General features: G+C 70.5%; 26 protein-coding genes. 8 read left to right on the top strand and 18 right to left on the bottom strand.

Annotation, left to right across the window (positions count from 1 at the left end; genetic code table 11):
* Positions 1-133: 133 nt before the first annotated feature.
* From GNT64_RS06185 to GNT64_RS06160, 6 genes are all read right to left on the bottom strand, one after another.
* Complete coding sequence (locus GNT64_RS06185) at positions 134-1,957, bottom strand: cytochrome c3 family protein (RefSeq protein WP_156678710.1); 1,824 nt, start codon at positions 1,955-1,957, stop codon at positions 134-136.
* A 7-nt stretch (positions 1,958-1,964) separates the two neighbouring features.
* Positions 1,965-2,840, bottom strand: coding sequence for a hypothetical protein (locus tag GNT64_RS06180; RefSeq protein WP_156678709.1), 876 nt, complete (start codon positions 2,838-2,840; stop codon positions 1,965-1,967).
* Position 2,841: 1 nt separating this feature from the next.
* Positions 2,842-5,361, bottom strand: coding sequence for a cyclic nucleotide-binding domain-containing protein (locus tag GNT64_RS06175; protein WP_156678708.1), 2,520 nt, complete (start codon positions 5,359-5,361; stop codon positions 2,842-2,844).
* Positions 5,362-5,657: 296 nt separating this feature from the next.
* Positions 5,658-6,326 carry an OmpA family protein gene (locus tag GNT64_RS06170; protein ID WP_156678707.1) on the bottom strand — a complete coding sequence of 223 codons (669 nt, stop codon included), beginning with the start codon at positions 6,324-6,326 and terminating at the stop codon, positions 5,658-5,660.
* 164 nt (positions 6,327-6,490) lie between these two features.
* Complete coding sequence (locus tag GNT64_RS06165; protein WP_156678706.1) at positions 6,491-7,690, bottom strand: toll/interleukin-1 receptor domain-containing protein; 1,200 nt, start codon at positions 7,688-7,690, stop codon at positions 6,491-6,493.
* Complete coding sequence (locus GNT64_RS06160) at positions 7,687-8,610, bottom strand: CPBP family intramembrane glutamic endopeptidase (protein WP_231639324.1); 924 nt, start codon at positions 8,608-8,610, stop codon at positions 7,687-7,689. Before GNT64_RS06160 ends, GNT64_RS06165 begins: the two co-directional genes overlap by 4 nt.
* 206 nt (positions 8,611-8,816) lie before the next feature.
* Here GNT64_RS06160 and GNT64_RS06155 point away from each other — a divergent pair, with 206 nt between their 5' ends.
* The 6 genes from GNT64_RS06155 (at position 8,817) to GNT64_RS06130 (ending at position 16,297) form a co-directional block, all read left to right on the top strand.
* The gene (locus tag GNT64_RS06155; RefSeq protein ID WP_231639323.1) at positions 8,817-9,740 is read left to right on the top strand and encodes a tetratricopeptide repeat protein; all 924 of its coding nucleotides are present in this window, start codon (positions 8,817-8,819) and stop codon (positions 9,738-9,740) included.
* Positions 9,741-9,749: 9 nt separating this feature from the next.
* Positions 9,750-10,937, top strand: a complete 1,188-nt coding sequence (gene wecB / locus GNT64_RS06150; RefSeq protein ID WP_156678704.1) for a non-hydrolyzing UDP-N-acetylglucosamine 2-epimerase — start codon at positions 9,750-9,752, stop codon at positions 10,935-10,937.
* Positions 10,937-12,310 (top strand): class II 3-deoxy-7-phosphoheptulonate synthase, encoded by a 1,374-nt coding sequence (locus GNT64_RS06145; protein WP_156678703.1) that lies wholly within the window; start codon positions 10,937-10,939, stop codon positions 12,308-12,310. The genes wecB and GNT64_RS06145 overlap by 1 nt, the downstream gene beginning before the upstream one ends.
* Before the next feature lie 385 nt (positions 12,311-12,695).
* Positions 12,696-14,363 (top strand): peptide ABC transporter substrate-binding protein, encoded by a 1,668-nt coding sequence (locus tag GNT64_RS06140; RefSeq protein ID WP_231639321.1) that lies wholly within the window; start codon positions 12,696-12,698, stop codon positions 14,361-14,363.
* 2 nt (positions 14,364-14,365) lie between these two features.
* The gene (locus GNT64_RS06135; protein ID WP_231639319.1) at positions 14,366-15,793 is read left to right on the top strand and encodes an ABC transporter substrate-binding protein; all 1,428 of its coding nucleotides are present in this window, start codon (positions 14,366-14,368) and stop codon (positions 15,791-15,793) included.
* A gap of 51 nt (positions 15,794-15,844) precedes the next feature.
* A complete protein-coding gene (locus tag GNT64_RS06130; RefSeq protein WP_156678701.1) occupies positions 15,845-16,297 on the top strand; it encodes a DUF4112 domain-containing protein in 453 nt (150 codons plus the stop codon).
* Here GNT64_RS06130 and GNT64_RS06125 read toward each other — a convergent pair.
* Genes GNT64_RS06125 through GNT64_RS06105 form a run of 5 tightly spaced genes read right to left on the bottom strand, consistent with a single transcriptional unit; the run spans position 16,281 to position 20,437 of the window.
* The gene (locus tag GNT64_RS06125; RefSeq protein ID WP_156678700.1) at positions 16,281-17,000 is read right to left on the bottom strand and encodes a ribonuclease T2 family protein; all 720 of its coding nucleotides are present in this window, start codon (positions 16,998-17,000) and stop codon (positions 16,281-16,283) included. The genes GNT64_RS06130 and GNT64_RS06125 overlap by 17 nt on opposite strands.
* Positions 16,997-17,842 carry a carboxylating nicotinate-nucleotide diphosphorylase gene (gene nadC / locus GNT64_RS06120; RefSeq protein ID WP_156678699.1) on the bottom strand — a complete coding sequence of 282 codons (846 nt, stop codon included), beginning with the start codon at positions 17,840-17,842 and terminating at the stop codon, positions 16,997-16,999. The genes GNT64_RS06125 and nadC overlap by 4 nt, the downstream gene beginning before the upstream one ends.
* Positions 17,843-17,856: 14 nt before the next feature.
* Entirely contained in the window at positions 17,857-18,867 is a 1,011-nt protein-coding gene (gene nadA, locus GNT64_RS06115; RefSeq protein WP_156678698.1) for a quinolinate synthase NadA, read from the bottom strand.
* Positions 18,868-18,869: 2 nt separating this feature from the next.
* Positions 18,870-19,574, bottom strand: a complete 705-nt coding sequence (locus tag GNT64_RS06110) for a DUF4230 domain-containing protein (protein WP_422396622.1) — start codon at positions 19,572-19,574, stop codon at positions 18,870-18,872.
* Complete coding sequence (locus tag GNT64_RS06105) at positions 19,571-20,437, bottom strand: MBL fold metallo-hydrolase (protein WP_156678697.1); 867 nt, start codon at positions 20,435-20,437, stop codon at positions 19,571-19,573. Before GNT64_RS06105 ends, GNT64_RS06110 begins: the two co-directional genes overlap by 4 nt.
* A gap of 334 nt (positions 20,438-20,771) precedes the next feature.
* Here GNT64_RS06105 and GNT64_RS06100 point away from each other — a divergent pair, with 334 nt between their 5' ends.
* The gene (locus tag GNT64_RS06100) at positions 20,772-21,944 is read left to right on the top strand and encodes a glycosyltransferase (protein ID WP_156678696.1); all 1,173 of its coding nucleotides are present in this window, start codon (positions 20,772-20,774) and stop codon (positions 21,942-21,944) included.
* 13 nt (positions 21,945-21,957) lie between these two features.
* On the opposite strand, the gene grxD is transcribed toward GNT64_RS06100, so the two are convergent.
* The 7 genes from grxD to leuC all read right to left on the bottom strand — a co-directional run bounded on the left by grxD (position 21,958) and on the right by leuC (position 26,340).
* Entirely contained in the window at positions 21,958-22,290 is a 333-nt protein-coding gene (grxD, locus tag GNT64_RS06095; RefSeq protein WP_156678695.1) for a Grx4 family monothiol glutaredoxin, read from the bottom strand.
* Positions 22,287-22,535, bottom strand: coding sequence for a BolA family protein (locus tag GNT64_RS06090; protein ID WP_156678694.1), 249 nt, complete (start codon positions 22,533-22,535; stop codon positions 22,287-22,289). Before GNT64_RS06090 ends, grxD begins: the two co-directional genes overlap by 4 nt.
* Positions 22,535-22,858, bottom strand: coding sequence for a DUF1476 domain-containing protein (locus GNT64_RS06085; RefSeq protein ID WP_156678693.1), 324 nt, complete (start codon positions 22,856-22,858; stop codon positions 22,535-22,537). The genes GNT64_RS06090 and GNT64_RS06085 overlap by 1 nt, the downstream gene beginning before the upstream one ends.
* A 71-nt stretch (positions 22,859-22,929) precedes the next feature.
* Complete coding sequence (locus tag GNT64_RS06080; protein ID WP_197277297.1) at positions 22,930-23,928, bottom strand: NADPH:quinone oxidoreductase family protein; 999 nt, start codon at positions 23,926-23,928, stop codon at positions 22,930-22,932.
* Positions 23,925-24,509 (bottom strand): 3-isopropylmalate dehydratase small subunit, encoded by a 585-nt coding sequence (gene leuD, locus GNT64_RS06075; RefSeq protein WP_156678692.1) that lies wholly within the window; start codon positions 24,507-24,509, stop codon positions 23,925-23,927. Before leuD ends, GNT64_RS06080 begins: the two co-directional genes overlap by 4 nt.
* A complete protein-coding gene (locus GNT64_RS06070; protein WP_197277296.1) occupies positions 24,506-24,910 on the bottom strand; it encodes a GFA family protein in 405 nt (134 codons plus the stop codon). The genes leuD and GNT64_RS06070 overlap by 4 nt, the downstream gene beginning before the upstream one ends.
* Positions 24,907-26,340, bottom strand: coding sequence for a 3-isopropylmalate dehydratase large subunit (gene leuC, locus GNT64_RS06065; RefSeq protein WP_156678691.1), 1,434 nt, complete (start codon positions 26,338-26,340; stop codon positions 24,907-24,909). The genes GNT64_RS06070 and leuC overlap by 4 nt, the downstream gene beginning before the upstream one ends.
* A 179-nt stretch (positions 26,341-26,519) precedes the next feature.
* Here leuC and GNT64_RS06060 point away from each other — a divergent pair, with 179 nt between their 5' ends.
* Complete coding sequence (locus tag GNT64_RS06060; RefSeq protein WP_231639317.1) at positions 26,520-26,822, top strand: YciI family protein; 303 nt, start codon at positions 26,520-26,522, stop codon at positions 26,820-26,822.
* Positions 26,823-26,873 lie beyond the last annotated feature (51 nt).

Below are 26,873 nucleotides of genomic sequence, written 5' to 3'. Positions count from 1 at the left end.
CCCCGACCGTGGATGCGGGCATGCGCCGCCCGCCGTCAAGTCCGGTGGTTCGATATGCCACAAATCGCTTAACCGCTTGTGATCAAAGTCACAGGCGCCGCGAGATTATCGCCCTGCTGGCCCGATGCGGGCGTCAGCCCTCGTCGCGGCGGATCGCCTTCAGCTCGTTGCTGGGATCCACGCGCCGCCCCCGCTCGCGGGTGTTGCGCACCATCAGCGGGGCGGCATCGTCGCGGTGGAAGTCGTGGCACATCGCGCAGGAGGATTTCACCTCCTTGTGCGCCGTCTCGCCGCCATGGCAGGCGCGGCAGCTCTCGATCTTGGGTAGCAGCAGGTCGCCCGCGATGGCGGAGGTCGGCGCCGCGTGGCAGCTCTCGCACGTCTCCGTCTGGTGCGCCGCGTGATCGAACCAGCCCTTGCGCATATAGCGATCGGGCAGCTTCACCGGCACGATGCCGAAGGTGCCGGTGCCGCTCTGCGCCGGCTGGATCACCTTGTGGCATTCGAAGCAGACGCCGCCTTCGGAGAAGGTCGCGCGGATCGCCGGATCGGCGCGGCCGGTGCGCGTGGCCGAGGCGAAGCTGAACCGCGCGGCGGTGGCCTGCGTCGCGAAATCGCCGGGCCGGCGGCGGGCGTTGCCGCCCAGGTTGATCGGCCGCACCGGCCCGGTCGAGCGGTAGAAAGCGCGCAGATCCGCCACCACCTGCTTCGGGTCGCCGTGGCGCAGGGTGCGCACCGTGCCGTCGATCCTGTCGAACGCCAGCGAGTGGCACATCTGGCAGTTCTGATCCATCGTGATCGGGCGAAAGCGGGTGCCGGAGGGATCGGGCACGTGGCAGTCGGCGCAGGCCAGCGATTTGCCGAAGCCATAGTCCACCTGCATCGTCTGCGCCATGCGGGCGACGCCGTTGGTCTTCGAGAGGTGGACGTTGTGCGGGAATTTCAGCCCGTTATCCTCGATCGGCCGGGCATCGAGCGACAGCCGCTGGACGACCGGCGGCATCGCGCTGGTGCGCACCGCCGGGCGGAACTGCGGATGATCGGTGCCGAAGTCGGAGGCGTTGAGGATCGTCGTGTCGGTCAGCCGCTCCTTCAGCTGGGCGTGGCAGTCGGAGCAGAATTTCTGCGCCGTCACCGGCATCGCCGTCGCGCCCTCATGCTCGGTATGGCAGTCTACGCAGCGTCCTTCCGGCACGTTGAACGCGCTCTTGAAGGCCAGCTGCACCTGCTTGCCGGCGCCCGGCTGCACCATCGCGGCGGCGAGGCGGCGCGGATCGGCATGATCGTGCACCGCATCGTGGCAGGCGACGCAGGAGGTGTCGCGCACGGCTACGCCCGGCTGCGCGTGGCAGGCCTTGCAATTATTCTCCAGCTGCGCGTGCACCAGCGAGAGCTTGCCGGAGGACCACATCTCGTCGGCGTGGAAGGCGATCGGCCGGTCGCGGTCGGCGGCCTGGCTGTTGGTGTAGAAGCTCCACAACGGCCAGGCGAGGAACACGGCGAGGACGAGGCCGATGAAGCTCCACGCCATCGTCCGCTTGCCCGGCAGCGATCCGGCGAGCGAGAAGGCGCGCGCCTCGTCCTTCGCCTCGGACGCATCGGAAACCTCGCCGACCCGCTCGACCGTGAGCACGATCGCGTCGCGCTCCGCCTCGCGCGATACGGCGATCACGTGCGCGCCGATGCGGATGTTGGCGCCGCGCTGCGCATCGATCTCCGCCCGCTCGGTGGAGCGGCCGTCGACATCGAACGGCAGGCCGGCGCTGGCCGTGATCTCGGCGCGCGATGGGCCGAGCTGGCGGATCACCGCGTGGCGCAGCGTCACCGCCAGATCGGGCAGGTGGATGTCGCACTCGGTATTGCGGCCGATGCTGAGTTCGGCCTGGGCGAACTCGCGCGGGCGGATGATCTCACGCCCGTCGGCGGTGCGCGAAATCTGGCGAACGATGAAGGTCATGCGCCCATCACCCCCAGTAGAAGAAGACGGCGAAAACGTGCGCGAACAAGGCGGCGATCAGCGCGAACGTCAGCGGCACATGGATGTAGAGCCACACCTCCAGCAGCGCCTTCAACCGCAGATGCTGGCGCATCCGCGAGAGATTGGCCTCCTTGCGCTCGAGCAGCACGTCGATCTTCTCGAGCGGGTTGTCGCCCAGGTTCGGGCCGCCGCCGGTATAGGCGCGGATCGCGGCCTGCGCCCGGCGCGTGCCGCAGCGCGGGTAATTGCCGGTCAGCCGCGCCCAGGCGCCGCCGCCGAAGGGATCGTCGTCCAGGCTCATCCGCACGATCTCGGCCTGGGCGTGCTCCAGCGGCTGGGCCGCGTCGTGCAGCTGGCGATCGATCATCCGCAGATTGTCCAGCATCTGGCTCTGCGTCGTCTCGCCGCGATTGTTGCTCAGCGCGCGCGGCAGCGCCGAATAAGCGGTGATGCCGTAGATGCCGGAGAGGATCACCAGCATCATCAGCGCATAGGCCAGCGTATGGACGTTCCAGCCGAACTGGAAGCCGGTGTGCAGCGTGGCGATCACGATCAGCGCGAGGCCGAGATAGACATGCGCCGACGTCCACGCCTTCAGCGACCAGCGCCCGGTGGTCATCGCCCGCTTGCGCACGCCCAGCATCGTCAGCCACAGGATCAGCAGCAGGCCGACCGTGCCGAGGAAATAGCCGTAGGCGCTGCCGCCGTTCGGCCGCGGCTGCACATCGTCGAACGCGTAGATCACGATCGCGATCAGCGATACGGTCAGCGCGATCTTCAGCCAGCGGAAGCCGGCGTGCCGCAGGAACCCCTCATGCTGCGACGTGACCTGCTTGAGTTGCTGTACCCCCCGTGCAGCCACGTCAGGCGTCCCCCTTCTCGAGCTTGGAGACCGTCAGGAAGCGTTCCGGCGACACGCGGATCGCCGCCCCCGTCGGGCAGGCGCGCACGCAGGCCGGCCCGCCCTCGATCCCGGAGCACATGTCGCACTTGATCGCCTTTTTCGGCTTCTCCACGCCGGGATCGGCATGCTTGTACGACCATTTCTTGTCCGGCTCGCCCGGCCCCGGCCCCATGCCGAAGAACAGCCAGCTGAGCAGGCCCGGCTTCTTCGGCGGCACCTTGTCCATGCGGATCACGCCGTACGGGCAGTTGCGCTGGCAGTTGCCGCAGCCGATGCAGGTATCGTCGATGAACACCTCGCCGTCCGGCCCGCGATGGATGGCGTTGGGCGGGCAATCGGCCATGCAGTGCGGATGCTCGCAGTGGCGGCACGATGTCGGCACGTGCAGGTGGGCGTAGGTGCGCCCCGCCTCGCGATCCAGGCGGGAGAGGCCCTCGTGGCTGTCGGCGCAGGCCTTCTCGCAATTGTCGCAGCCGACGCAGAGATTCTCGTCGATCAGCAGCACGTCGGTCGCCTCGCCGATGCCGTTGTCGACGAGGAAGTTGGCGACGGAGGAGTACATGTCGACGACGGTCGAGAAGCTGTCCTTCTTGGCCTCGACGAAGGCGTTGAGATCCTGCCGGCCGGCCATGTCCTTTTTGGCCTTCTCGAACAGGTCCGGCTTGCCGTCGAGCAGCCGCTTGAACGCGTCGCCGTTGAGCTTGATGACCTCGCTCTTGATCGCCGCGCGCACGGTGGCGGATCGCTTGGAGCCGTCGATCACCGCCATCTCGCCCACGTAGGAGCCGGCCGGCAGGTAGGAGAGGAACACCGGCTTGCCGCCGATCGCCTTCTCCACCACCATCGATCCCACGCGGATCACGTAGATGTCGTTGTCGGCGTCATTCTCCTTGATGATCGCCTGCCCCGCTTTCACCGTCATGATCTCGGCGGTGTCCGTCACCTCACGCAGATCGTCGGGCGTCAGGCCGGAGCCGAACATCTGAAGCAGCTGCCGCTCGGTGGAGATGCGGTTCACCACGCGCTTGGCGGAAGGCACCTGCGCCATCAGCTTCAGGGCGGCGGTGCGGCTGATCTCGACCAGGATCGAATCCTCCGCCGCGCGGATGGTGGCGCCGCGCCTGCGGCCGGAGATGAGGCCCACCTCGCCGAAGATCGATCCGCGCGGGATGCGGATGCCGGCGCCGTTCGGCAGGCTCACCTCGACCGAGCCGGAGGCGATCGCGAACAGTGACGAGCCGGGCTCGTCCTTCTCGAACACCGTCTCGCCGATGCGATAGGCGCGCACGTCGGAATCGAGCATGAACTCGCGCATCTGCAGCGGCGACAGGCCGTTCAGGATCTCCACATTGCCGCTGAGGAAGGCCAGCCACTCGTCGACCGAGCGCTTGCGCGGCATGTTCTTGAAGCGATCCTCCAGGATCGGTTCGTCGGCCGGCTTCAGGCTGGTATTGCCGTTGATGAACTCGACGACGTCATAGCCCTGGTTCATGCAGTGCTTGATCAGCGGGTAGCCGGCCAGCGCGCCGATCACGAAGATGCCGGGCACCGTGCTCTCGAACTGCGGCGAGAGCTTGGGGTAGGCCTCCCGGTCCGGGCTCGAAAACTCGATGCCGGTGCCCTTCTTCACGCCCTTCTTGATCGATACGGTGCCGTCGCGGCCCTTGACCTCCTGATCCTCGAACTCGGCGCCGCACGCCTCGACGAAGCCGCGCGGCGCGGCCGATCCCATGCGCGCGATGATGCGGTCGCAACGGATGCGCGCCTCGCCGTCGCGCGTGTCGAGCGTGACGAAGCCCGTCTCCACCTTGTTCGGCGCGGTCTCCGCCATCACGGTCAGCCGGCCGGCGTCGCGCATGGCGAACAGGCCCTTGACGTTGGCATCCTTGGCGCGGCTGAAATCGGCCGTGCGGTTGAGGATGGTGACGACGTTGCGCTGCGCCGGATCGGTGGCGAGGCCCACGGCATTCTCGATGCCAGCATCGCCCGCGCCGATCACCAGGATATGCTCGTCGACATACTCGCCGGGATCGTCGAGCTGATACTGCACGTGCGGCAGATCGCCGCCGGGCACGCGCAGCAGGTTCGGGTTGCCCTGCGTGCCGATCGAGAGGATCACATATTCGGCCTTGATCTCGCTCTTGTCCTTGAGCTTGATCGTGAAGTCGCCGCGGGTGCCGGTGATTGCCGTCACCTCGGCGTTCAGCCGCACGTTCACCTTCTGGCCGGCGGCCTGCTCGTCCCAGGTGCCGAGCACCTTCTCGCGCTTGCCTGCCTCGAAATCCATGTCCGAGCGCAGCACCAGCTGGCTCGGCGTGGCCATCACGTGCTTGCCCTTCTGATATTTGAAGATCGTATCGGAGAGATGATCCGTCTTCTCGATCAGCACGTGCGACAGCCCGAGCTGCGCCGCGCGTCCGGCTGCACTCAACCCGGCCGGCCCGGAGCCGACGATGGCGATGCGAAAGGCGTCTGCCACTGGTCCCCCTCAATCACCCGAACAGCCCGCCCCCGGCGGACTTCACTTGTGCGCGGCCCGTTCAGCGAGCCTTCATCGTCAGGTGCGACCCCGCTCTCACTCTATCAGCTTGTGCAGCATCCGCCAGACACGTTGTTCGTCGAAATCCGTGCCCGGAACAAAAAATCGCGCCGTCGCCAAGCTCCCGGCCGCTGGTCCAGACTAATTGCGAAGCATTCGCAGGAAATCGCAGGAGAGCGGCCAAGAGAAAGGGCCGCCGCGGCGACCCTCTCCCTGCCCGATCGTCCCGGCGCTGCTCAGAGCAGCACCGCCATCACGCGCCGGTTGGCGGCGGCCTGCGGCGCCACGCCCGGCAGCGGCCGGCTGGAGCCGAAGCCCGCCACGTCCAGCCGCTGGCGATCCACCCCGGCCTGCACCAGATAGTCCGCCACCGCCTGCGCGCGGCGCTGGGAGAGGTTGCGGTTCACCACCGGCGATCCGCTGGCATCGGTATGCCCCTCGATCCGCAGGCGGCGAGTGGCCAGCTTCGGCGTGGCCAGAGCGTTGGCGTATTTCGCCAGCCGCGCCTTCGATGCCTCGGTCAGCACGGCGGACGCCGGCTCGAAGGTGAGGCCCAGGTCGGCGCTGCCGACGCGCATCGGCTTTACCGGCTTGGGCGGGGCGGCGGCGGGCGCCGGCGCTGCGACCGATGCCGTCTGCGTCGGCGCTCCGTCCGCCTGGCCGCGGCGGAAGCTGAAGCCCCGCGTCGCCGATCCGCGCGGCGCCGGCTTGCCCGGCGTGGCAGTGGCGGGCGCGCCGCCGGGCGCTGCCGCCGCCGGCTCGGCCGCCGTGTCGCAGTCGCCGGTCAGGTCGCAGGTGAACTGCGCCTCCTCGGCATCGGGCGCGGCCCAGGCCGGCGCCGCCATCGCCATCGCACATCCCAGGAGGGCCAGGCCCCGAACACTCAAGCCGACATGCAGCTTCATGGCACTATCCTTCCAACAGCCTGTGGGATCGAACCCACGATGAACCCAGCGGCGCCACCGGCATCACCTCGGCGCCTGCATCCTCTCTATGCCTATAGCGTGATTCGCCCAGTGACGCGTATCACTGCCACATTGTTTCGCGATTTTTTCTCTAGGCGCGGCGCTCATTTCGGATCGATGCGGAACCACACCATGTCCGCGTCCCACTTGCCCTGCCCGGTCGCCTGCCGCAGCGTCGGCGCGAATTCGCCGGCGGACTGCACCGTGCCCTGCGGCTTGGTCGCGGCCAGCGGCTGCTCGCCGACCACCAGGAACAGGCCGGTCCAGCCGAGGTGATCGGGGTAGACGGAGAATTCGTATTTGCCGGGCGCGGCGCTGGTCAGCCCCACGTCGGCATCTTTCAGGGCGTCCAGCGCGGCCTTGTCAGGTAGGATCCACGTCACCTGGCCGTTCGGCTCCACGCCGAACAGCGCCATCGACGAATCCGCCTTCTCCAGCGCGATCTGCACGCGCGCCAGCGCCTGCGGCTTCGGCTTGATCGCATAATCCAGCACGAACGGCTCGCCCGTCACCAGCAGGCGCCCGCCGGGGCTCCGCCGCAGGCGGCGCGGCTCGTCGATTGCGGCGCACTCGCGCGGGTCGATCTGCGCCACCTTGTCGGTGGAGACCTGCGTCACCGCCATCTTGCCGGCCTGCGCGATCGCCAGCACGGCCGCGCCGGCCTGCGCCGGGTTGCCGGCCACGCCGGTCAGCCCCAGCCTGCCGTTGCTGCCGTCCTGCACCGGATCGACGCGGAGCCACGCGCACGGCGTCTTGCCAAGCTGCGCCTCGATGAGTTCGCCGGTCGTCGGCGCGCTGCTGCGGACGACGAACCAGACGATCGCGCCGACGATGGCGATCGCCACCGCCGCCAGCGCGGCGAGCTTCTTCGCGCCGCTGCGGTCCACCGGCGGCGGCGGCGGCGGCGGCAGCGCAGCCACGGGTGCCTGCCCGGTCGCCATGAAGTTGCGCGCGGCATCGACGATCTGGCGGGTCTGCGCGTCATTGCCCTCGCGGAACGGCGCGACGTCGACCGGGCTCGATCCGCCGAAGCCGAACGGCAGCGCCACCTCGTCCAGCAGCACGCCCAGATAGCCGCCGCGCCCGTTCGCCGCCTCGGCCTGATCAAGCACCGCGCCACCGTCGGCCGCCTCCACCGAGGCCCTGGACCACAGGATCAGCGAGAGCTTCGCCGGTGCCGCGAGGGCGTCGGCCGGCTCGCGCCCGCCGGCCGTCACGTCGTAGCCGGCGCCGCGCAGCGCCGCGACGATGGCGCCGGCGCGCGCGCCGTCCGCCTGCGCGTGAGATACGAAGATGTCGCTCATAGGTTCGTCGGTGCCTTGCCGCCAGATTGTGTCCGCCGCCCGCCACCTAGCGCCAGCGGGATGATGAGCGCCACCAGCACGATGCTGACGGCGAGGCTCGCATTCAGTCCTTCCACGGATCCCCCCCAGATCGTCGGCCCGACGAGATCGACGTCCATGATCGAGCCGAATGCGCCGATACCCGGATTCGGCGACGCGCCAAACACCATCTCCTCCGCCCAGTTATAGCCGAAATGGGCGAGCATCGGTGCGATCAGCCCGCCCGTGCGCCACGCCAGCAGGCCGAACCAGATGCCCGCCAGCAGGATGTTCAGCAGGCTTACCGGATGCCCCCAGCCGCCCACCATGTGAATCACCATGAAGGCGAGCGAGGCGACCAGGATGCCCGCCGTCGGCCCCCATGCGCGCACCAGCGCCGGCTGCAGCAGGCCGCGCACCAGCAGTTCCTCGCCGAACACGCCCAGGAAGGTGAGCAGGCTGCCGATCGCGAACAGCGCCGCGTCCTCGGCGGCGGGGTGCGGCCGGCCCACCGCCACGCCGCCGATCCACGCGCTCGCCAGCACCAGCGCCAGTGCGCCGGCACCGGCCGGAAAGGCGCTGCCGGTGATGGCGGCCGGCCCGGTGCGCAGCGGCGGCACCTCGCCCGAGACGAGCAGGCCGATCAGCGCCAGCCCGATCACGGAAAGGCCCACGCCCAGCCGCGCCACGATCTCGAAGGCCAGGTCGGAGGGTTCCGGCCCCACGATCAGGCCGATCAGGGTGAGCGTCATCGGCTCCACCGAGGTCACGATCAGCGAGGCGCCGGCGACGACGTAGACCAGCACGATCAGCGCGCGCAGATCCGATCGTCCGCCGCGCGGCACGACCAGCTCCGGGCGATAGGCCGCCGGCTCGCGATGGACGTCTGGCACCAGTCTCACCCCCCTGCCACGATAGACGCGCGAACATGCGCGCTACCGCGGGCAATATCGTCCAGGTGCGACCCCTTTTCGCGCACTCTATCATCTTGCGCAGGCGCCGCTAGACTGCTTGTTACTGCCGGCCGGGGGGTTGATATTCTATGACGGGTGCGGACAATCGCGTTGAAACGGTCTCGCGTCATCGATCCGGGTTGGGCGGATCGGGGTTGCCGGTCGCGCGCATCGCCCTGCTGCTCGCGGCGCTGATCGCGCTTGTGGCCGTGGCGGTGGCGGTGTGGCGCGGCACCCGCAGCGATCCGCCGGTCGCCGCCCAGATGCCGCCGGCCGCCTCGCCGCAGGCCGACGTCACCACGATGATCGCCCAGCTGGAAGCGAAGATGAAGGCCAATCCCGGCGATGCCGCCGGCTGGCGGATGCTCGGCTGGTCCTACTACCGCACGGAACGGTTTGCCGACGCGGTGAACGCGTATCGCCGCGCCACCCTGGCCGATCCGAAGAACGCGGAGGGCTGGTCCGCGCTCGGCGAGGCGATCTCGCTTGCCGGCAAGGGCGATGTGCCGGCGGAGGCGGAGGGCGCGTTCCGCAAGGCGCTGGCGATCGATCCGGCCGATCCGCGGGCGCGCTACTTCCTCGCCGTGAGGAAGGATCTCTCCGGCGATCACAAGGGCGCCGTGGACGATTGGCTGGCGCTGCTCAAGGATACGCCGCCCGGCGCCCCGTGGGAGGAGAATGTCCGCCAGACGATCACCCAGGTCGCCGCCAAAAACGCTATCGACATCGCCGGCCGCATGCCGGCCGGCGCCGCGGCCCCGCCGGCGGCCGGGCCGAACGCCGCGACCGACGCGATCCCAGGCCCCACGCGGGAGCAGATGTCCGCCGCCTCCGCGCTGCCGCCCGGCCAGCAGGATGCGATGGTGCGCGGCATGGTCGACTCGCTCGCGGCCAAGCTGAAGGCGAACCCGGCGGACGCGGACGGCTGGCTGCGGCTGATGCGCGCCCGCATGGTGCTGGGCGATCGCGCCGCCGCCACCCAGGCGCTGCGTGACGGCACCGCCGCCTTCCCCGCCGACAAGGCGGCACAGGCGAAGCTTGCCGAAGGCGCACGCGCGCTCGGCGTACCGGGGGCCTGACCGCCCGCGATGCTGCGCCTGCTGACGATCGCCGGCACCCGGCCGGAAGCGATCAAGCTCGCGCCCTTGGCGCTCGCCGCCGCCGCCCGGCCGGGGATCGATCACCGGCTCGTCGCGACCGGCCAGCACGGCGCGCTGTTCCACGATGCGCTGGCCGCGTTTCACGTCGCGGCCGATGCGGACATGCGGCTGCTGGTGCAGGGCCAGTCGATCGAGGCGCTGGCCGCGCTGGTCGGCGAAGGCGTCGCGCGGGCCATTGCCGATGTGCGCCCGCACGTGCTGCTGGTGCAGGGCGACACCACCAGCGCGTGGGCGGCCGCCCGCGCCGCTTACGCGCTCGGCGTGCCGGTCGGCCATATCGAGGCGGGCCTGCGCTCCGGCGACATGGCATCGCCCTGGCCGGAGGAGCGCAACCGCGTCGAGATCGATGCGCTCGCGACCCTTCTGTTCGCGCCGACCCATGGCGCGGCGGCGAACCTGGCGGGGGAGCCCGGCATCGCCGGTGAGGTCGCCGTCACCGGCAACACCGGCATCGATGCGCTGCTGGCGATCCACGCCCGCCCGCCCGCGCCCGCCATCCGCCCCGGCGCGCGCCGCCTGATCCTGGCGACGACCCACCGCCGCGAGAATATCGGCGCAGGCATCGCCGGCATCTGCGCCGCCCTTCGCGCGCTCGCGCGCCGGCCGGATGTCGATATCGTGCTGCCGGTCCACCCGAACCCGGCGGTGCAGGCGCAGATCCTGGCCGCCCTGTCCGGCTGCGCGCGGATCGATTTGCCGCCCGCGCTCGATTATCCGGCGATGGTGCGGCTGATGGCGCGCGCCCACCTGATCCTGTCCGACTCGGGCGGCGTGCAGGAGGAGGCGCCGGCGCTGGGCGTGCCGCTGCTCGTGCTGCGCGAGAATAGCGAGCGGCCGGAGGTGCTGGAGAGCGGCAATGCGCGGCTCGTCGGCACAGATCCCGCGCGCATCCTGGCGGCGGCCGAGGCGATCCTGGACGATCCCGCCGCCCATGCCGCCATGGCCCGGCCCGCCTTTCCCTATGGTCGCGGCGACGCCGCCGAGCGCATCCTCGACGCGATCGAGGACTGGCATGCCGCACGGTCGGCAGGAGCGCTCGCCGTCGCCACCCCCGCCTCAACCCTTGCCATCGCCCGCCCCCTCGCCCAAGGGAGCGCGGCGAAAGGACAAGAGTGATGGCAAGCAACTGGACGCCCGACAGCTGGATGGCACATGAGGCCCGGCAGCTGCCCGACTATGCCGATCGCGCGGCGCTGGACCGCGCCACCGCCGAACTCGCCCACTATCCGCCGCTGGTCTTCGCCGGCGAGGCGCGGGCGCTGCGGGCGGAACTGGCGCAGGTCTCGGCCGGCAAGGCGTTCCTCCTCCAGGGCGGCGACTGCGCGGAGAGCTTCGCCGAGTTCCACCCCAACACCATCCGCGACACCTTCCGCGTCATCCTGCAGATGGCGGTGGTGCTCACCTACGCCTCCAAGCTGCCGATCGTGAAGGTGGGGCGCATGGCCGGCCAGTTCGCCAAGCCGCGCTCGGCCAACACCGAGGAGATAGATGGCGTCAGCCTGCCCAGCTACCGCGGCGACATCATCAACGACATCGATTTCGCCGCCGCCGGCCGCGTGCCCGATCCGCAGCGCATGATCCGCGCCTACAACCAGTCCGCCGCCACGCTGAACCTGCTGCGCGCCTTCGCGCAAGGCGGCTATGCCAACCTCCATCAGGTCCACGCGTGGACGCTCGACTTCATGGGCCGCAGCCCGTGGGCCGCGCAATATCAGGCCGTCGCCGATCGGATCGGCGACGCGCTGGATTTCATGGCCGCCTGCGGCATCAACCCGGAAACCGTGCCGCAGCTGAACGCCACCCACTTCTACACCAGCCACGAGGCGCTGCTGCTGCCCTACGAGCAGGCGCTGACCCGCCAGGATTCGCTGACCGGCGGCTGGTACGATACGTCCGCCCACTTCCTCTGGATCGGCGATCGCACCCGCTTCGAAGGATCGGCGCATGTCGAGTATCTGCGCGGCATCGGCAACCCGATCGGCCTGAAGTGCGGCCCCAGCCTTGAGCCGGACGCGCTGCTGCGCATGCTCGACACGCTGGATCCGGCGCGTCAGCCGGGCCGCATCACGCTGATCACCCGCTACGGCCACGACAAGATCGAGAAGCACCTGCCCGCCCTCGTCCGCGCGGTAAAGCGGGAGGGGCGGCCGGTCGTCTGGTCGTGCGATCCGATGCACGGCAACGTGGTGAAGGCCGCCAACGGCTACAAGACGCGCCCGTTCGAGCGTATCCTGGCCGAGGTGCGCGGCTTCTTCGCCGTCCACCGCGCCGAAGGCACGCACGGCGGCGGCATCCACGCCGAGATGACCGGCCAGAACGTCACCGAATGCACCGGCGGCGCGATCGACATCACCGAGCAGGGGCTGGCCGATCGCTATCACACCCACTGCGATCCGCGCCTCAACGCCGGCCAGTCGATCGAACTCGCCTTCCTCCTGGCCGAGATGCTTAATCAGGAGATGCGCGAGCGCGAGAAGGCGGCGGCCTGACCGGGTGGCACGGCGGACCGGCCTCCCCGCCTCCGCCGCCATCTCCGTTCCACGCCTGCCGGGCAAGCGGGCGCTGGCGGCACCACTCGGCCGGATCGAGGTTCAGCTCTCGGCATGTCCGCTCATCCTGAGGAGGGGCTGAGCGGAGGCGAAGACCCGTCCCGAAGGACCTCTTATGTCCTTCGAGACGCCATTTCGACACGCTCAATGGCTCCTCAGGATGAACGGTTTGCATAAAGCGCGAGTAGAATCGACCTGATCCGTTCAATGTCGATCCAGCCGAGCCATCAACCTGAACGTGCTTCAGAGTCCAGGCGAGACATGGCGGCATCGTGCAGCCTCGCGAGCAACTGGCCGCGTGCATGGATCCTGAAACGAGTTCAGGATGACGGACGACATGCTTGAATGGGATATCAGCGAACTCGGTTCGAGACTCCCGCTTCGTCAGGGTGTCGCCGGCGTGGGGGGCGTCCCGTTCCGCAGGCCCGCCGGCACGCGGCTTCACGGTCCCGGCTCCTCCCTCGGGCGAATCCTCCTCGTCCTCGCGCCCCTGCTCGCCGTCGCCTGCTCGCCGCAGGCGGAGCGGGCGCGGGACGGCGCCACCCTCGTACGCCTCACGGACGACGAGGCGAAGGGCCTCGATCCGCAGACCGTCTCCGATCTCGCCTCCATCCGCGTCGCCGCCGACCAGTTCGAGGGCCTCACCCGCTTCACCGCGCAGGGCACCGCCGAACCCGGCCTGGCGACCGGCTGGAGCGTGTCGGCGGACGGCCTCGTCTGGCGCTTTCCGCTCCGGCCCGGCCTCGCTTTCTCGGACGGTGTGCCGATCACGCCAGCCACCTTCGCCGGCACCTTCCGCCGGCTGCGCGATCCCGCCACCGCCTCGCCGCACGCGCCGCTGTTCGCGCCGGTGGCGGAGATGGCGGCGGAGGGTGAGGCAGTGCGCGTCACCCTGCGCCACCCCTTCCCGGCCCTGCCGGAACTGCTCGCCCACCCGGCCATCGCCGCGCTGCCGCTGCACCGCATCGCCGCCGTCGGCGGCGGCGGCTGGACGCGCGACCGGCCGATCGTCGCTTCCGGCCCCTACCGCCTCGTCCGCTGGGCGCTGCACGACAGCATCCGGCTGGAGCGGAACCCGCGCCGCCCGGCCGAGGCGAAGATCGCAGCGGTCGAGTGGCGGCCGGTGGAGGACAGGCTGACGATGCTGCGCCAGTTCGCCGCCGGCGCCGCCGACGTGACGAGCGACCTGCCCGCCACCCGCCTGCCGTGGCTGCGCGCGCATCGGCCGGGGGCGGCGCACCTCGCCCCCTATCGCGGCAGCTTCTACTACGCCTTCAACCTGCGCCGCCCGCCGTTCGACGATGTCCGCGTCCGCCCTGCGCTCAGCCTGGCGGTCGATCGGCGCTGGATCGCCGGGCCGCTGCTCGGCGTGGGCAACCCGCCGGCGTGGGGCGTCGTGCCGGCGGGGACCGGCGGGCTGCACGCCTTCCGCCCGCTGTGGGCGGACTGGCCGGCCGCCCGCCGCCTCGATGCCGCCCGCGCGTTGCTGGCCGCCGCCGGCTACGGCCCGGCGCGCCCGCTCGTCTTCGATCTGCGGTTCAACAGCGATGCCGATCACCGCCGCGTCGCCATCGCACTCGCCGCCATGTGGCGCCCGCTGGGCGTGGAGGCGCGGCTGCTGAACAGCGAGGCGACCCTGCACTTCGCCAGCCTGCGCAGCGGCGACTTCGCGCTCGCCCGCTCCGGCTGGATCGCGGACCTCGCCGCGCCGGAGAATTTCCTCGTCGTCCACCGCTCGGATGCCGGCCCGATCAACTATTCGGGCTATGCCAGCGCCCGCTTCGACGCCGCGCTGGACGCCGCTATGGCCGAGCCCCGCGCCGCGCCGCGCGCCGCCGCGATGCGCCGGGCAGAGGCGATCCTGATCGACGATGCGCCCATCCTGCCGCTCTACTTCTACGTCAGCCGCGCGCTCGTCTCCCGCCACGTGACGGGTTGGCGGGACAATCCGGCGAACGTACATCCGAGCCGGACCCTGGGCCTGGACCGATGATGATGCGATGCCTTCCCCTCGCCGCGCTGCTGGCGCTCGCCGCCTGCGCGCCGCCGCCGGACGACGGGCCGCTCGTCGCCAGCGTGATCGGCGAGAGCCCGCGCATCGTCGATCCCAGCCAGAAGCCGCTCGCGCCGGCCTCGGCGCTGCTGCTGGCGACGACGGCGCAGGGCCTCGTCCGCTTCGATGCCGCCGGTCAGATCGAGCTGGGTCTGGCGATCCGCTGGGATGTCTCGGACGACGGCCTCTATTACACCTTCCGCATCACCGATACCGATGCGATCGACGCGGAGCAGGCCGCCCGCTGGCTGCGCGCGGCGATCGGCCCCACCAGCCGCAATCCGCTGAAGCCAGTGCTCGGCGCCGTCGCCGAGATCGTCGCGGTGACGCCGGAGGTGATCGAGATCCGCCTCGCCAGCCCGCGGCCCGATCTGCTGCCGCTGCTCGCCCAGCCGGAGCTCGCCATCCTGGCGCGCGGCGCGGGCACCGGCCCGTTCCGCATCGCCGATCGCGCGGGCGGCGCCATGCTGCTCAGCCCCACCGACCCGCGTCTGGCGGAGGCGGAGCCGGCCGCGCTCGCCCGCGCGCAGGTGCGCCTGCGCATCGAGCGGGCGGCCAGCGCCGTCGCCCGCTTCGCCGCCGGAAGGTCCGCCATCGTGCTCGGCGGCCGCTTCGCCGATCTGGCGATCGCGCGCGCCGCCGGTCCGCCGGCCGATGCGCTGCACATCGATCCCACCAACGGCCTGTTCGGCTTCGCCGTCACCCGGCGCGGCGGCTTCGTCGGCGTGGCGGACAATCGCCGCGCGCTCTCCATGGCGATCGACCGGAATCGCCTCGCTGCGGTGTTCGGCGCGGGCTGGCGCCCGATCGCCACGCTCGTCCCGCTCGCCCTCACCGATCGTCCAGCACCCGCAACGCCGGACTGGATCGACACCGCGCTCGATCAGCGCCGCGCGCTCGCGCGCGAAACGGTGGCCGGCTGGACGGCCGCGTCCGGCGAGGCGCCCGTCGTGCGCGTCGCCGTGCCGCCGGGGCCGGGTGGCCGCATGCTCTTCCGCCTCGTCGCCGCCGATTGGGCCGCGATCGGCGTCGGCGCCACCCGCGCCGGCGATGGCGAGGAGGCGGACCTGACGCTGCTCGACGCGGTCGCGCCCGGAGACAGCGCCAGCTGGTATCTCCGCCGCTTCGAATGCGTCCGCTCGATCGCGTGCAGCCTGGAGGCCGATACCGCGCTCGATGCCGCCCGCACCGCGCCCACCCTCGTCGAGCGCGCCGCCCATCTGGCCGACGCGGACGCCCGCCTGGCCGAGATCAGCGCCTTCATCCCGCTCGCCGCGCCGCTGCGCTGGTCGCTCGTGTCCCGCCGTCTGCCGGCCTTCCAGGATAATCGCCGCGCCGCCCACCCGCTCGATCAATTGCGCGCGGAGTGATGCGGGCGCGCGATCGGCTTCCTATATCCCTCCCGCAATCAGGAGGATGCCATGCGCGTTTCGGCCGACCAGTTCGACAGCATCGCTGCCGGCCTGTCGCTGGGCCGCGATCCGGCGTCGGTGCGCGCCCGTGTCGAGGCGATGGAGCGGGTGCTCGAACGCCTGTTCGTCGTGCCGGTGCTCAGGCGGCCGATCGGGCTGGACGTGATCGCCGATCTCGTGCCCGTCCTCGGCACCGTCGTCACCACCGCCATGGGCGCGTGGATCGTGTGGGAGGCGCGCAACCTCGGCATGTCGCGATGGCAGATCGCGCGCATGGCCGGCAATGTCGGCGTCGATTCGCTGCTCGGCGCGATCCCGTTCGTCGGCGCGATTCCGGACTTCTTCTTCCGCTCGAACACGCGCAACCTGCGCATCATCCGCCGCCACCTCGATCGCCACCACCCGGCAACCGCAACGATCGAGGGCGAGGCCGTGCGCGCGCCGCTCAGCCGGGATCGGTGATCCGCACCCGCGTGGTCCGCGCGACACCGCCGGCCACCGCCGGGCAGCCTGTATAGCGCAGCCGCGTATCCAGGCAGAGCCACAGCTCGGCCAGCCGCCCGTCACGGCCGGTCGTCACGCGCACCATATCCTCGCGGATGCCGCGGTTGCTGGCGGCGAAGGCGGCGGCGATGTCGCCGGCGGTCACGTCGTCCCGCGCCGCCAGCGCGTGCATGTCGGGAAAGCGCAGTGCGCGATAGAGCCGGCTCGACTGCGCGAAATAGGCACGCGGGGTGGGCGACATGCAGGTCCCGTGCTTGGCCCATTCATGCTGGATCAGCTGCACCGATGGCGTGGTGCAGAGCATCTCGCGCACCACCCGCTCCGGCACCAGCGGCGTCGCGCGGCAATATTGCGGCCAGGATTCGCCCGCCGCATCCGGCCACAGCCCGTGCAGGGTGAAGCCGAAGCGGCCGTTCGCGCCGCCGCACTGGAACGCATCCTCGGCCGATCCCGCCTTGCCCGGGCAGTAGCCGGGCGACCAGCTGATCGCCAGCGTGTAGCGGCCGATCGGCATGATGCGGCGCGGGTTCGCGGCCGTCGGCGGCTCCGGCCGGGGCCGTGGCAGGCTGGCCGGGATGGTGCAGGCCGATGCCTGGGCATGCGCCGCCGCCGGCAGCAACGCCGCGAGCACGGCTGGCAGGATCAGCGCCATCCGCCTCATCGCGGCGCCAGATCCAGGCCGATGTCGGCGGCCGGGGCCGACTGCGTCAGCCGCCCGACCGAGATGTAGGTGACGCCGCTCTCCGCGATCGCCCGGATCGTGTCCAGCCGCACCCCGCCGGACGCCTCGGTCGGCACCCGGCCGCCGACCAGGGTGACGGCGGCACGCAGGGTCGGCGGGGCCATGTTGTCCAGCAGCAGGTGGGTCGCGCCGGCCGCCAGCGCGGGCTCGATCTGGTCGATCCGGTCCACCTCCACGATGATGCTCGCGATCCCCGCAGCCGCCGCCCGCCGCGCCGCCTCGGCCACGCCGCCCGCCACCGCGACGTGATTGTCCTTGATCATCGCCGCATCCCACAGGCCCATGCGATGGTTCGTCGCACCGCCCATGCGGGTCGCGTATTTCTCGATCAGGCGCAGGCCGGGGATGGTCTTGCGCGTGTCGAGCAGGATCGCGCCGGTGCCGGCGATCGCATCCACATAGGCGCGCGTCAGCGTGGCGATGCCGGAGAGATGCTGCACGGTGTTCAGCGCGGATCGCTCCGCCGTCAGCAGCGCCCGCGCGCGGCCACGCAGGTGCAGAATGTCCGTGCCCGCCGCCACCCGGTCGCCGTCCGCCACCAGGCGCTCGATCGCGACATCCGGATCCAGCGCGCGGAAGAACGCCTCCGCCAGCGGCAACCCGGCCACGACGATCGCGTCGCGGCTGTCCATCACCCCGTCGAACATCGCGTCCGCGGGAATGACGGCGGCGGACGTGATGTCACCCGCCTCGCCCAGATCCTCGGCCAGCGTGGCCGCCACGAAGGCGTCGGTGTCGAAGCCGGCTATGTCGATCGTCATCGTCACCGCCCCCGTCAATCCCCGGTCACGCGCGCCAGGCCCAGATCGCCCAGGCCCACCGTGCCGCTCGCCATCGCCAGCATCCTGTCCAGCGGGGCCTTGGCGGCCAGCCGGGTCGCCTCGTCCAGCTCGATGCGGGGCGTCAGGTCGCGCAGCGCGAGGTACAGCTTCTTGATCGTGTTCAGCGCCATGTACGGGCACATGTTGCAGTTGCAGTTGCCGTCCGCGCCCGGCGCGCCGATGAAGGTCTTGCCCGGCGCCGCCTTCTGCATCTGGTGGATGATGTGCGGCTCGGTCGCCACGATGATCGTCTCGGCCGGGCTCGCCAGCGCATATTCCAGGATCGCCCGGGTGGAGCCCACCTGGTCGGCGTGATCGAGGATGTAGGCCGGGCATTCCGGGTGCGCCGCCACCGGCGCGCCGGGGTGCAGCGCCTTCAGCTTCAGCAGCTCCGTCTCGCTGAACGCCTCGTGGACGATGCAGGCGCCGGGCCACAGCAGCATGTCGCGCCCGGTCTTGCGGTTGAAATAAGCGCCCAGATTCTTGTCCGGCGCGAAGATGATCTTCTGGTCGGCCGGCAGCTGGCTCAGGATCTTCTCTGCCGAGGAGCTGGTGACGATGATGTCGCTGTGCGCCTTCACCGCCGCCGAGCAGTTGATGTACGTCAGCGCGATGTGATCCGGATGCGCCGCGCGGAAGCGGGCGAACTGCTCGGGCGGGCAGCTGTCCTCCAGCGAGCAGCCGGCCTCCATGTCCGGCAGGATCACCGTCTTTTGCGGGCTCAGGATCTTGGCCACCTCGGCCATGAAGCGTACGCCGCAGAAGGCGATCACCTCCGCGTCCGTGTCCGCCGCCTTGCGGCTGAGATCCAGGCTGTCGCCGACGAAGTCGGCGAGATCCTGTATTTCCGGCTCCTGGTAGTAATGGGCCAGGATCACGGCGTTGCGTGTCTTGCGCAGCCGATCGATCTCGGCGCGCAGGTCCAGCCCCGCCAGCGATCCGCCTGTGCCCAGCCGTGCGTCCATGCTCATCTCTCCGTCGCGGCGTTCGCCGTGTCATAGACGTCCCGCAGCGATGTGGAACGGTCCATCTGCTCGATCGTACGCGCCGGAAAGCCCGGCTCGTCCGGAAACCGCACGCGCACCTCGGCCGGCAGGGCGGCGGCACGCAGCGGCAGCGCGAAGCTGCGCTCGATCGCCCGGCGGGTCGCGTCGCGCGCGAGGCTCATCGGCACCGGCTGCCGCGCCTGCCGCAGCAGCTCTGCCTGGCCGGCGCGGCGATTGGCCGCGTCCAGCTGCTGGCCGGTGTCGCTGATCCGCAGCAGCAGCCCGCCGCCGTCATATTCGCGCAGCTGGGTGAGGTCGATCTGGGGGCCGACCACCTCCACCGGCGGCGCGGTGATGCGCAGCTCGCCGGCGGCCTTGTCATACACCACGTCCTCGGCCCGCAGCCGCGCCAGATCTACCTCGTAGCGCACGAGGCCGGGCATGATGAGCGTCCGCCGCGCGCTCAGCCCGAAGCGGGACTGGCTGGCCGTGACGACCGCGACATAATTGGCGACGAAAGCGGAGAGCCGGTTCTGCTCGCGCAAGCCCTGCAGGCTGGCGGAGACGATCGTCTCCGGCGCCGGATCGAACAGGTCCGCCGCCCGCCGCTGCATGTAGAGCAGGCCGGCGACCATCAGCAGGCCGGCCAGCGCCAGCGGCAGCAGCCAGCGTAACGCGCCCCTCACGCCGCCAGCCGCCACGTCTCGCCGCTGCGCGCCACGGCGCCGCGCTGCTCCATATCGATCAGGTGGGCCAGCACCGATCGCCCGGCAGCGCCGTGCAGCCGCGGATCGATGCCGGCGTACATCTTCGCCACCATCGCCGGAATCGCCTGATCGCCCTGCTCCAGCAGCCGCACGATCTGCCCCTCGCGCTGGCGCCGGTGGCCGATCAGCCCGCGCACGAAGCGCTGCGGCTTCTCCACCGGCTCGCCATGCGCCGGATAGTAGACCAGGTCGTCGCGCTGCATCAGCCGATCCAAGCTGGCCATATAGGCGCTCATGTCCCCATCCGGCGGCGAGATCACGGATGTGGACCAGCCCATCACATGATCGCCGGTGAACAGCGCCCGCGCCTGCGGCAGCGCGAAGCAGAGGTGGTTGGACGTATGGCCCGGCGTCGCCACCGCCGACAGCGCCCACCCGGCGCCGTGCACGCTCTCGCCATCGGCCAGCACGCGATCGGGCGCGTGGTCCGTATCGAAGGCGGCATCGGCGCGCGGCCCGTCGTCCGCCAGCGCCAGCGGCGCGCAGCCGACGATCGCGGCGCCCGTCGCCGCCCGCAGCGGGCGCGCGGCGGGGCTGTGATCGCGGTGGGTGTGGGTGCACAGGATGGCGGTGATCCGCTCGCCTGCGGTGGCCGCAAGGATCGCCGCGACATGCTCCTCCAGGTCGGGGCCAGGATCGATCACCGCCACCTCGCCATGCCCCACCAGATATGTCTGCGTGCCGGTATAGGTGAAGGCGGACGGGTTGGGCGCCAGCACGCGCCGCACCAGCGGATGCAGGTCTTGCGCGATGCTCGGGACTTGATCGGTCATGCCGGCCATGTGGCACTTCCGCCCGGCGATTTGAAGGGAGCCCGTATCTCCTCCGATGTGTCGGCCGGGCTTACACATGCCGCCATGCTCAACCCGCGATTAACCAGCGCGTGCCGCGGAAGCGCGTTGCCGTCGACAACTGGCACGCCGCTTGCGACGATGCCGGCGTTCCAAAACTCGTTCCAGAGTGGCGGGCCGATGCTGACTGGTCTCGCATCGGCCCGCGCCCACCCTTCCCCGCGATGGCGTGATCCGAAACGGCGCAGTCTGCCGCGCCGCGCCCTGCCGATCCGCGCCCGCCTGTGCGATCACGCGATGTTCGCAATTGCAGCATCGGAAAGACATGGCACGCATCGCCTTCGTCGAGAGCTACCCCTATGAGACGGTTCGCGCCGGCGACGTCGTCTATCTCGATGCGATTCGACGACACCTGCACGACGGCGGACATGACGTTCAGAGCTTCATCACGGATATATCTCGCGGTCGCACGAATCCGCTGGTCGATCTCCGCCCCGGCCTCTCCGGAGAGGAGCGTTTCAGGGTGCGGCGGGCAGTCGCGATCGGCCGCTACCGCTATGCCTCGCTCTCCCCCGTCACGTACCTGAACACCGCCATGCGCCTCGCCACCCGCCGCTCCTTCCTCAAGGACGAGCCGACGGCGGCGGAGGGACGATGGCTGCGGCGGCAGCTGCAGCATCTCCGCCCCGATCTGGTCGTGCTGATCTACGATGCCTGCGAGCTGCTGCCGTGGATCGGCGCATGGGCCGACACGACCGTGGCGATCAGGGGTTTCTTCAGCGAACGGCTGACGAGCCTGGGCGGCGACCGCGCGCATACCGCGCCCGTGCGGCCACGATCGTGGCAGGCGCTGCCCCGCGCCAGGCGGGCCGCCTTCAACAGCATGTCGGATCTGCTGCACTATAAGGAAGTCAGCGGTGCGCCGAACGGCGCCTTCATCGGCATGGGCTTCCCGTGCCGCATCGCGTCCGGGCATGCGGACGAGCCCGTCATCCTGTTCGTCGGCGCGCGGACCGAGCCGAACCGGCAGGGGATCAACTGGTTCGTCGCGCACTGCTGGGGCCCGATCCGCGCCGCCTGCCCGGCGGCGCGGTTGCGCATCGTCGGCTCGGTGGGTCGGGACGTCGCCGAAGCGGACACGCCCGGCATAGAGATCGCCGGCTTCGTCGCCGATCTCGATGCCGAATATGGCGCCGCCCGCATCGTGATCGCCCCGCTGCTGATCGGCACCAACGGCGTGAAGACCAAGATCGGCGAGGCATTCTCGCACGGCCGGCCACTGGTCACGACATCGCTGGGCGTAGATGCCGATGACCCGGCGCAGTTTGCCGGCGCCGCCGATGTGGCGGACACGGCGGACGCCTTCGCCGCCGCCGTCATCGCCCTGCTGGGGGACGACGCCCTGCACGCGGCACGCTGCCGCAGGGCCGAGGCGATCTATCGCGCCAACTTCTCCGACGAGGCCGCCTATCGCGCGCTCGACGAGATGCTGCGCTGATCGCCCGCCGGCCTCACCCCGCCTGCGGAATGCCCTTCTCGGCGAGCAGATCGGTCAGCTCGCCCGCCTCGTACATCTCCATCATGATGTCCGATCCGCCGACGAACTCGCCCTTCACGTACAGCTGCGGCACGGTCGGCCAGTCGGAGAATTGCTTGATCCCCTGGCGGATGGCCTGATCCTGCAGCACGTCCACCGTCGCATATTCCACGCCCAGCCGGTCGAGGATGGCGATGGCGCGGCTGGAGAAGCCGCACTGCGGGAACAGCGGCGTTCCTTTCATGAACAGCAGCACGTCGGCCGCGTTGACGGCGGTGGCGATACGATCCTGGACTTCGTCGCTCATGGCGCAATTCCTGTACTGGGGGCAGCGGTGGTCAACTGGAGCGCGTGGAGCACGCCGCCCATGCGGCCGCCGAGCGCATCGTAGACGCGCTGGTGCTGGCGCACGCGCGGCAGGCCGCGGAAGCTCTCGCTCACCACGCGGGCGGCATAATGGTCGCCGTCTCCGGCAAGGTCGGTGATCTCCACCTGCGCGTCCGGAATGGCCGCGCGGATCATCGTCTCGATATCTTCTGCCGCCATCGGCATCACTGCGACTCCATCAGCTGCCGCCGCGCCTCGACGGTGCGCTGGTCCAGCGCCACGCGGATGCGCGCCTCGTCGATATCGACATTGGCCGAGACGAGATCGCCGAGCAGCTTGCGGATCACGTCCTCGTCGCCCGCTTCCTCGAAATCGGCCTGCACCACGGCCTTGGCATAGGCGTCGGTCTCGGCCGGGGTCAGGCCCATCAGCTCGGCCGCCCAGGTGCCGATCAGGCGGTTGCGGCGGGCGGTGATGCGGAAGGCCATATCCTGATCGCGCGCGAACTTCGTCTCGAACCCGCGCTCGCGATCGTCGAATGTGGTCATGCGTCTGCCTCCGCTGTGCTCACCGACCAGATAGGGCGGCCGGCGGCGGCGCGCAACGGCGGCCGAAACGATCAGTCGAGCGTCACCACGAGCTTGCCCGTGGCCGCGCGCGACGCGAGCCGGGCGATCGCCGCGCCGCCATCCGCAAGCGCGTAGGTCTGCGTCACCTGCGGGCCGATCTTCCCCGCGCCCCACAGGTCGAACAGCCGCGCGACGTTCGCCGCATTCTCCTGCGGGAAGCGGCGGGCGAACTCGCCCCAGAACACGCCGCACACGTCGCAGCTCTTCAGCAGGGTGAGGTTCAGCGGCAGCTTCGGGATGCCGGCGGGGAAGCCGATCACCAGATAGCGCCCGGCCCAGGCGATCGCGCGCAGCGCCGGCTCGGCATAGTCGCCGCCGACCGGGTCGACGATCACGTCCGCGCCCCCGCTGCCCAGCGCCGCCTTGAACTGGTTGGCGAGCGCGCGCGATCCATCCTTGTCGAACGGCGCCGCGCCGTAGACCAAAGTCACCGCCGCGCCCGCCGCCCGCGCCACGGCCGCCTTCTCCTCGCTGGAGACGGCCGCCACCACGCGCGCGCCCAGCGCCGACGCCACTTCCACCGCCGCCAGCCCGACGCCGCCCGCCGCGCCCAGCACCAGCACCGTCTCGCCGGCGACCAGCCGGCCGCGATCCACGAGCGCGTGGACGACCGTGCCGTATGTCATCAGCAGCGCCGATCCTTCCGCGAAGCCGAACCCGTCCGGCAGCGCGAACACGGCGCCCGCCGGCACCGCCACCTTCTCCGCCATGCCGCCGCTCAGGCACATCGCGATCACCCGGTCGCCGGGCGCGAAGCCGGTTACGCCCTCGCCCGCCGCCTCTATGATGCCGGCCACCTCGCCGCCCGGCGCGAACGGGCGCGGCGGCTTGAACTGGTAGCGGTCCTCGATGATCAGGGCGTCGGGGAAGTTTACGGCGCACGCCCGCACCGCCACCACCACCTCGCCCGGCGCCGCCGCCGGATCGGGCAGATCGCCGATGGCGAGCGTCTCCGGCCCGCCCGGCGCGGTCGAGAGCAAGGCCTTCATGCGGCCAGCCACGGCCGCTCGGCCGCGATCCGCGCCTCGTAGCCGGCGATCTTCGCGTCCTGCGCCAGAGTGAGGCCCACCTCGTCCAGCCCGCCCAGCAGGCAATCGCGGCGGAACGGGTCCAGCTCGAAGGCGAAGCGGTCCTGATAGGGCGTCGTCACGGTGCACGTCTCCAGATCCACCGTGATCGGCTGGCCCTTCGCCACCTCCAGCAGCCGGTCGATCGCGTCCTGCGGCAGCACCACCGGCACGATGCCGTTCTTCACCGCATTGCCGGAGAATATGTCGGAGAAGCTCGGCGCGATCACCGCCGTCACGCCCATGTCCAGCAGCGCCCAGGCGGCATGCTCGCGGCTCGATCCGCAGCCGAAATTGTCGCCGGCGATGATGATCGGCGCGCCGGCATAAGCGGGATCGTCGAACAGGTTGCCCGGCTCCGCCCGGATCGTCTCGAACGCGCCCTTGCCCAGCCCGGCGCGCGAGATCGTCTTCAGATAGTGCGCCGGGATGATGACGTCGGTATCGATATTCTTGCGGCCGAGCGGATAGGCGCGGCCCTGAACGGTGCTGACAGGTTTCACGCCGTGGCTCCTGATGCGGTGAAGATGCTCGCTTCGCGGTAGCGTTCCGGCGCGCCCGGATGCTCCTCCCGGCTGTTCTCGTATTCCACCTCGATGCCGGCGAGATCGGCGGGATCGAACAGCCGCATGTTCACGCCGGCCCGATCCGGCCCGTGCGGATCGAGGTAGGACCAGTGGGTCGTCGCGCCGCACGTCTCGCAGAAGTTGAAGCTCAGGCGCGGCGCGGCCATGTCCGCGCGGGCATAACCGCGCGGCGTGCCGCCGATCGCCACCTGCGATCGCGGATAATAGGCCCACAGCGTGCCCAGCGTGAAGCAGACCGAGCAGTTGCACAGGTTCAGCTTCTCCGGCCGGCCGGGCACCTCGATCGTCACCGCCCCGCAGTGGCAGCGCCCGTTCATCCCACCAGCTCGCGCACGTCCGCCAGCCGCCCCGTCACCGCCGCCGCCGCCGCCATCGCGGGGGAGACGAGGTGGGTGCGCGCCCCCGGTCCCTGCCGGCCGACGAAGTTGCGGTTGCTGGTGGAGGCGCAGCGCTCGCCCGCCGGCACCTTGTCCGGGTTCATCGCCAGGCACATCGAGCAGCCGGGCTCGCGCCACTCGAACCCCGCCGCGATGAAGATGCGGTCGAGCCCCTCGGCCTCCGCCTGCCGCTTGACCAGGCCGGAGCCCGGCACCACCAGCGCCTGCCGCACATTGCCCGCCACGTGCCGGCCACGCGCCACTTCCGCCGCCGCGCGCAAATCCTCGATACGGCTGTTGGTGCAGCTGCCGATGAAGATGTTCTCGACCGCCACGTCCTGCATCCGCACGCCCGGCGCCAGTCCCATATAGGCCAGCGACTTGCGCGCCGCCTCCTGCTTGGAGGGGTCGGCGAAGCTCATCGGATCGGGCACCTCGCCGGTGATCGCCACCACGTCCTCGGGGCTCGTGCCCCAGGTGAGGCTCGGCGCGATCTCGCCCGCGTCGATCACCACCACCTTGTCGTAGACGGCGCCGGGATCGGTTGCCAGGCTGCGCCACCACGCGACCGCCCGGTCCCACTCGGCCCCCTGCGGCGCCATCGGCCGGCCCTTCAGATAGGCGAAGGTCATGTCGTCCGCCGCGATCAGCCCGGCGCGGGCGCCGCCCTCGATCGACATGTTCGATACGGTCAGCCGCCCCTCGACCGACATCTCGCGGAACACGTTGCCGGTATATTCGATCACATGGCCGGTGCCGCCGGCCGCGCCGATGCGGCCGATCACGTGCAGGATCACGTCCTTCGGGCTCACGCCGAAGCCGAGAACGCCGTCGACCCGCACCTCCATCGTCTTCGATTGCTGCAGCAGCAGGGTCTGGGTCGCCAGCACATGCTCCACCTCGGAGGTGCCGATGCCGAAGGCCAGCGCGCCCACGCCGCCATGCGCCGCGGTGTGGCTGTCGCCGCACACGATCGTGGTGCCCGGCAGCGAGAAGCCCTGCTCCGGCCCGACGACATGGACGATGCCCTGCTCGGGCGCGGTCGCGCCGATATAGGGCACGCCGAACTCGGGCGCGTTGCGCTCCAGCGCGGCCAGCTGCTGCGCCGATTCCGCGTCGGCGATCGGCAGGCGGTTGCCCGCCGCATCCAGCCGCGCGGTGGTCGGCAGGTTGTGATCCGGCACGGCGAGCGTCAGGTCCGGCCGCCGCACCTTGCGCCCGGCGAGCCTGAGCGCCTCGAACGCCTGCGGGCTCGTCACCTCGTGGACGAGGTGGCGATCGATGTAGATCAGGCAGGTGCCGTCGTCTCGCCGGTCCACGACATGCGCGTCCCAGATCTTTTCATAGAGGGTGCGGGGTGCGGTGCTCATGCGTGGCACTTAGGCGATGAGCGGGTTTTTGCCTAGTGGAGCGCACGGTCGCGGAGGCAGGCACGGGGTCGCCACGCAGGATGTGAACGTGTCGCGCGGAAACCGCGCTTGCCGCTGACGAGACCGCGATGCATCATTCGGCGATGGCCAAGTATCTTATCTCCTTTCCCAGCGAAGCCATGGTGCTGACGGACGAAGACCTCGCGCTCGCCGCTGTCGCCTCGCGGGCGGTGATCCAGGAAGCCAAGGACGCCGGCGTCTATGTCTTCGCCGGCGGTATCGCGGAGCGGGTCGATCCCGTCCTCGTCTCAGCCGACGGGTCCATCTCGGACGGAACATATCCCGGCATCCGGCTGACGGGCGGGATGACGGTGCTGGAACTACCGACCCGCGAGGAGGCCGTGGAGTGGGCGAGGAAGATCGCCGTCTCCTGCCGGTGCGCGCAGGAACTCCGCGAGTTCATGTACGACCCGGCGAGCTAGACGCCGCGCAAGCCGGTCGATCGGGAGCATCGGCGCGATCGAGAAAGAGGC

It is taken from the genome of Sphingomonas profundi, assembly GCF_009739515.1.
Taxonomy (GTDB): domain Bacteria; phylum Pseudomonadota; class Alphaproteobacteria; order Sphingomonadales; family Sphingomonadaceae; genus Alterirhizorhabdus; species Alterirhizorhabdus profundi.
This window is presented reverse-complemented; position numbering and strand designations above follow the sequence as displayed.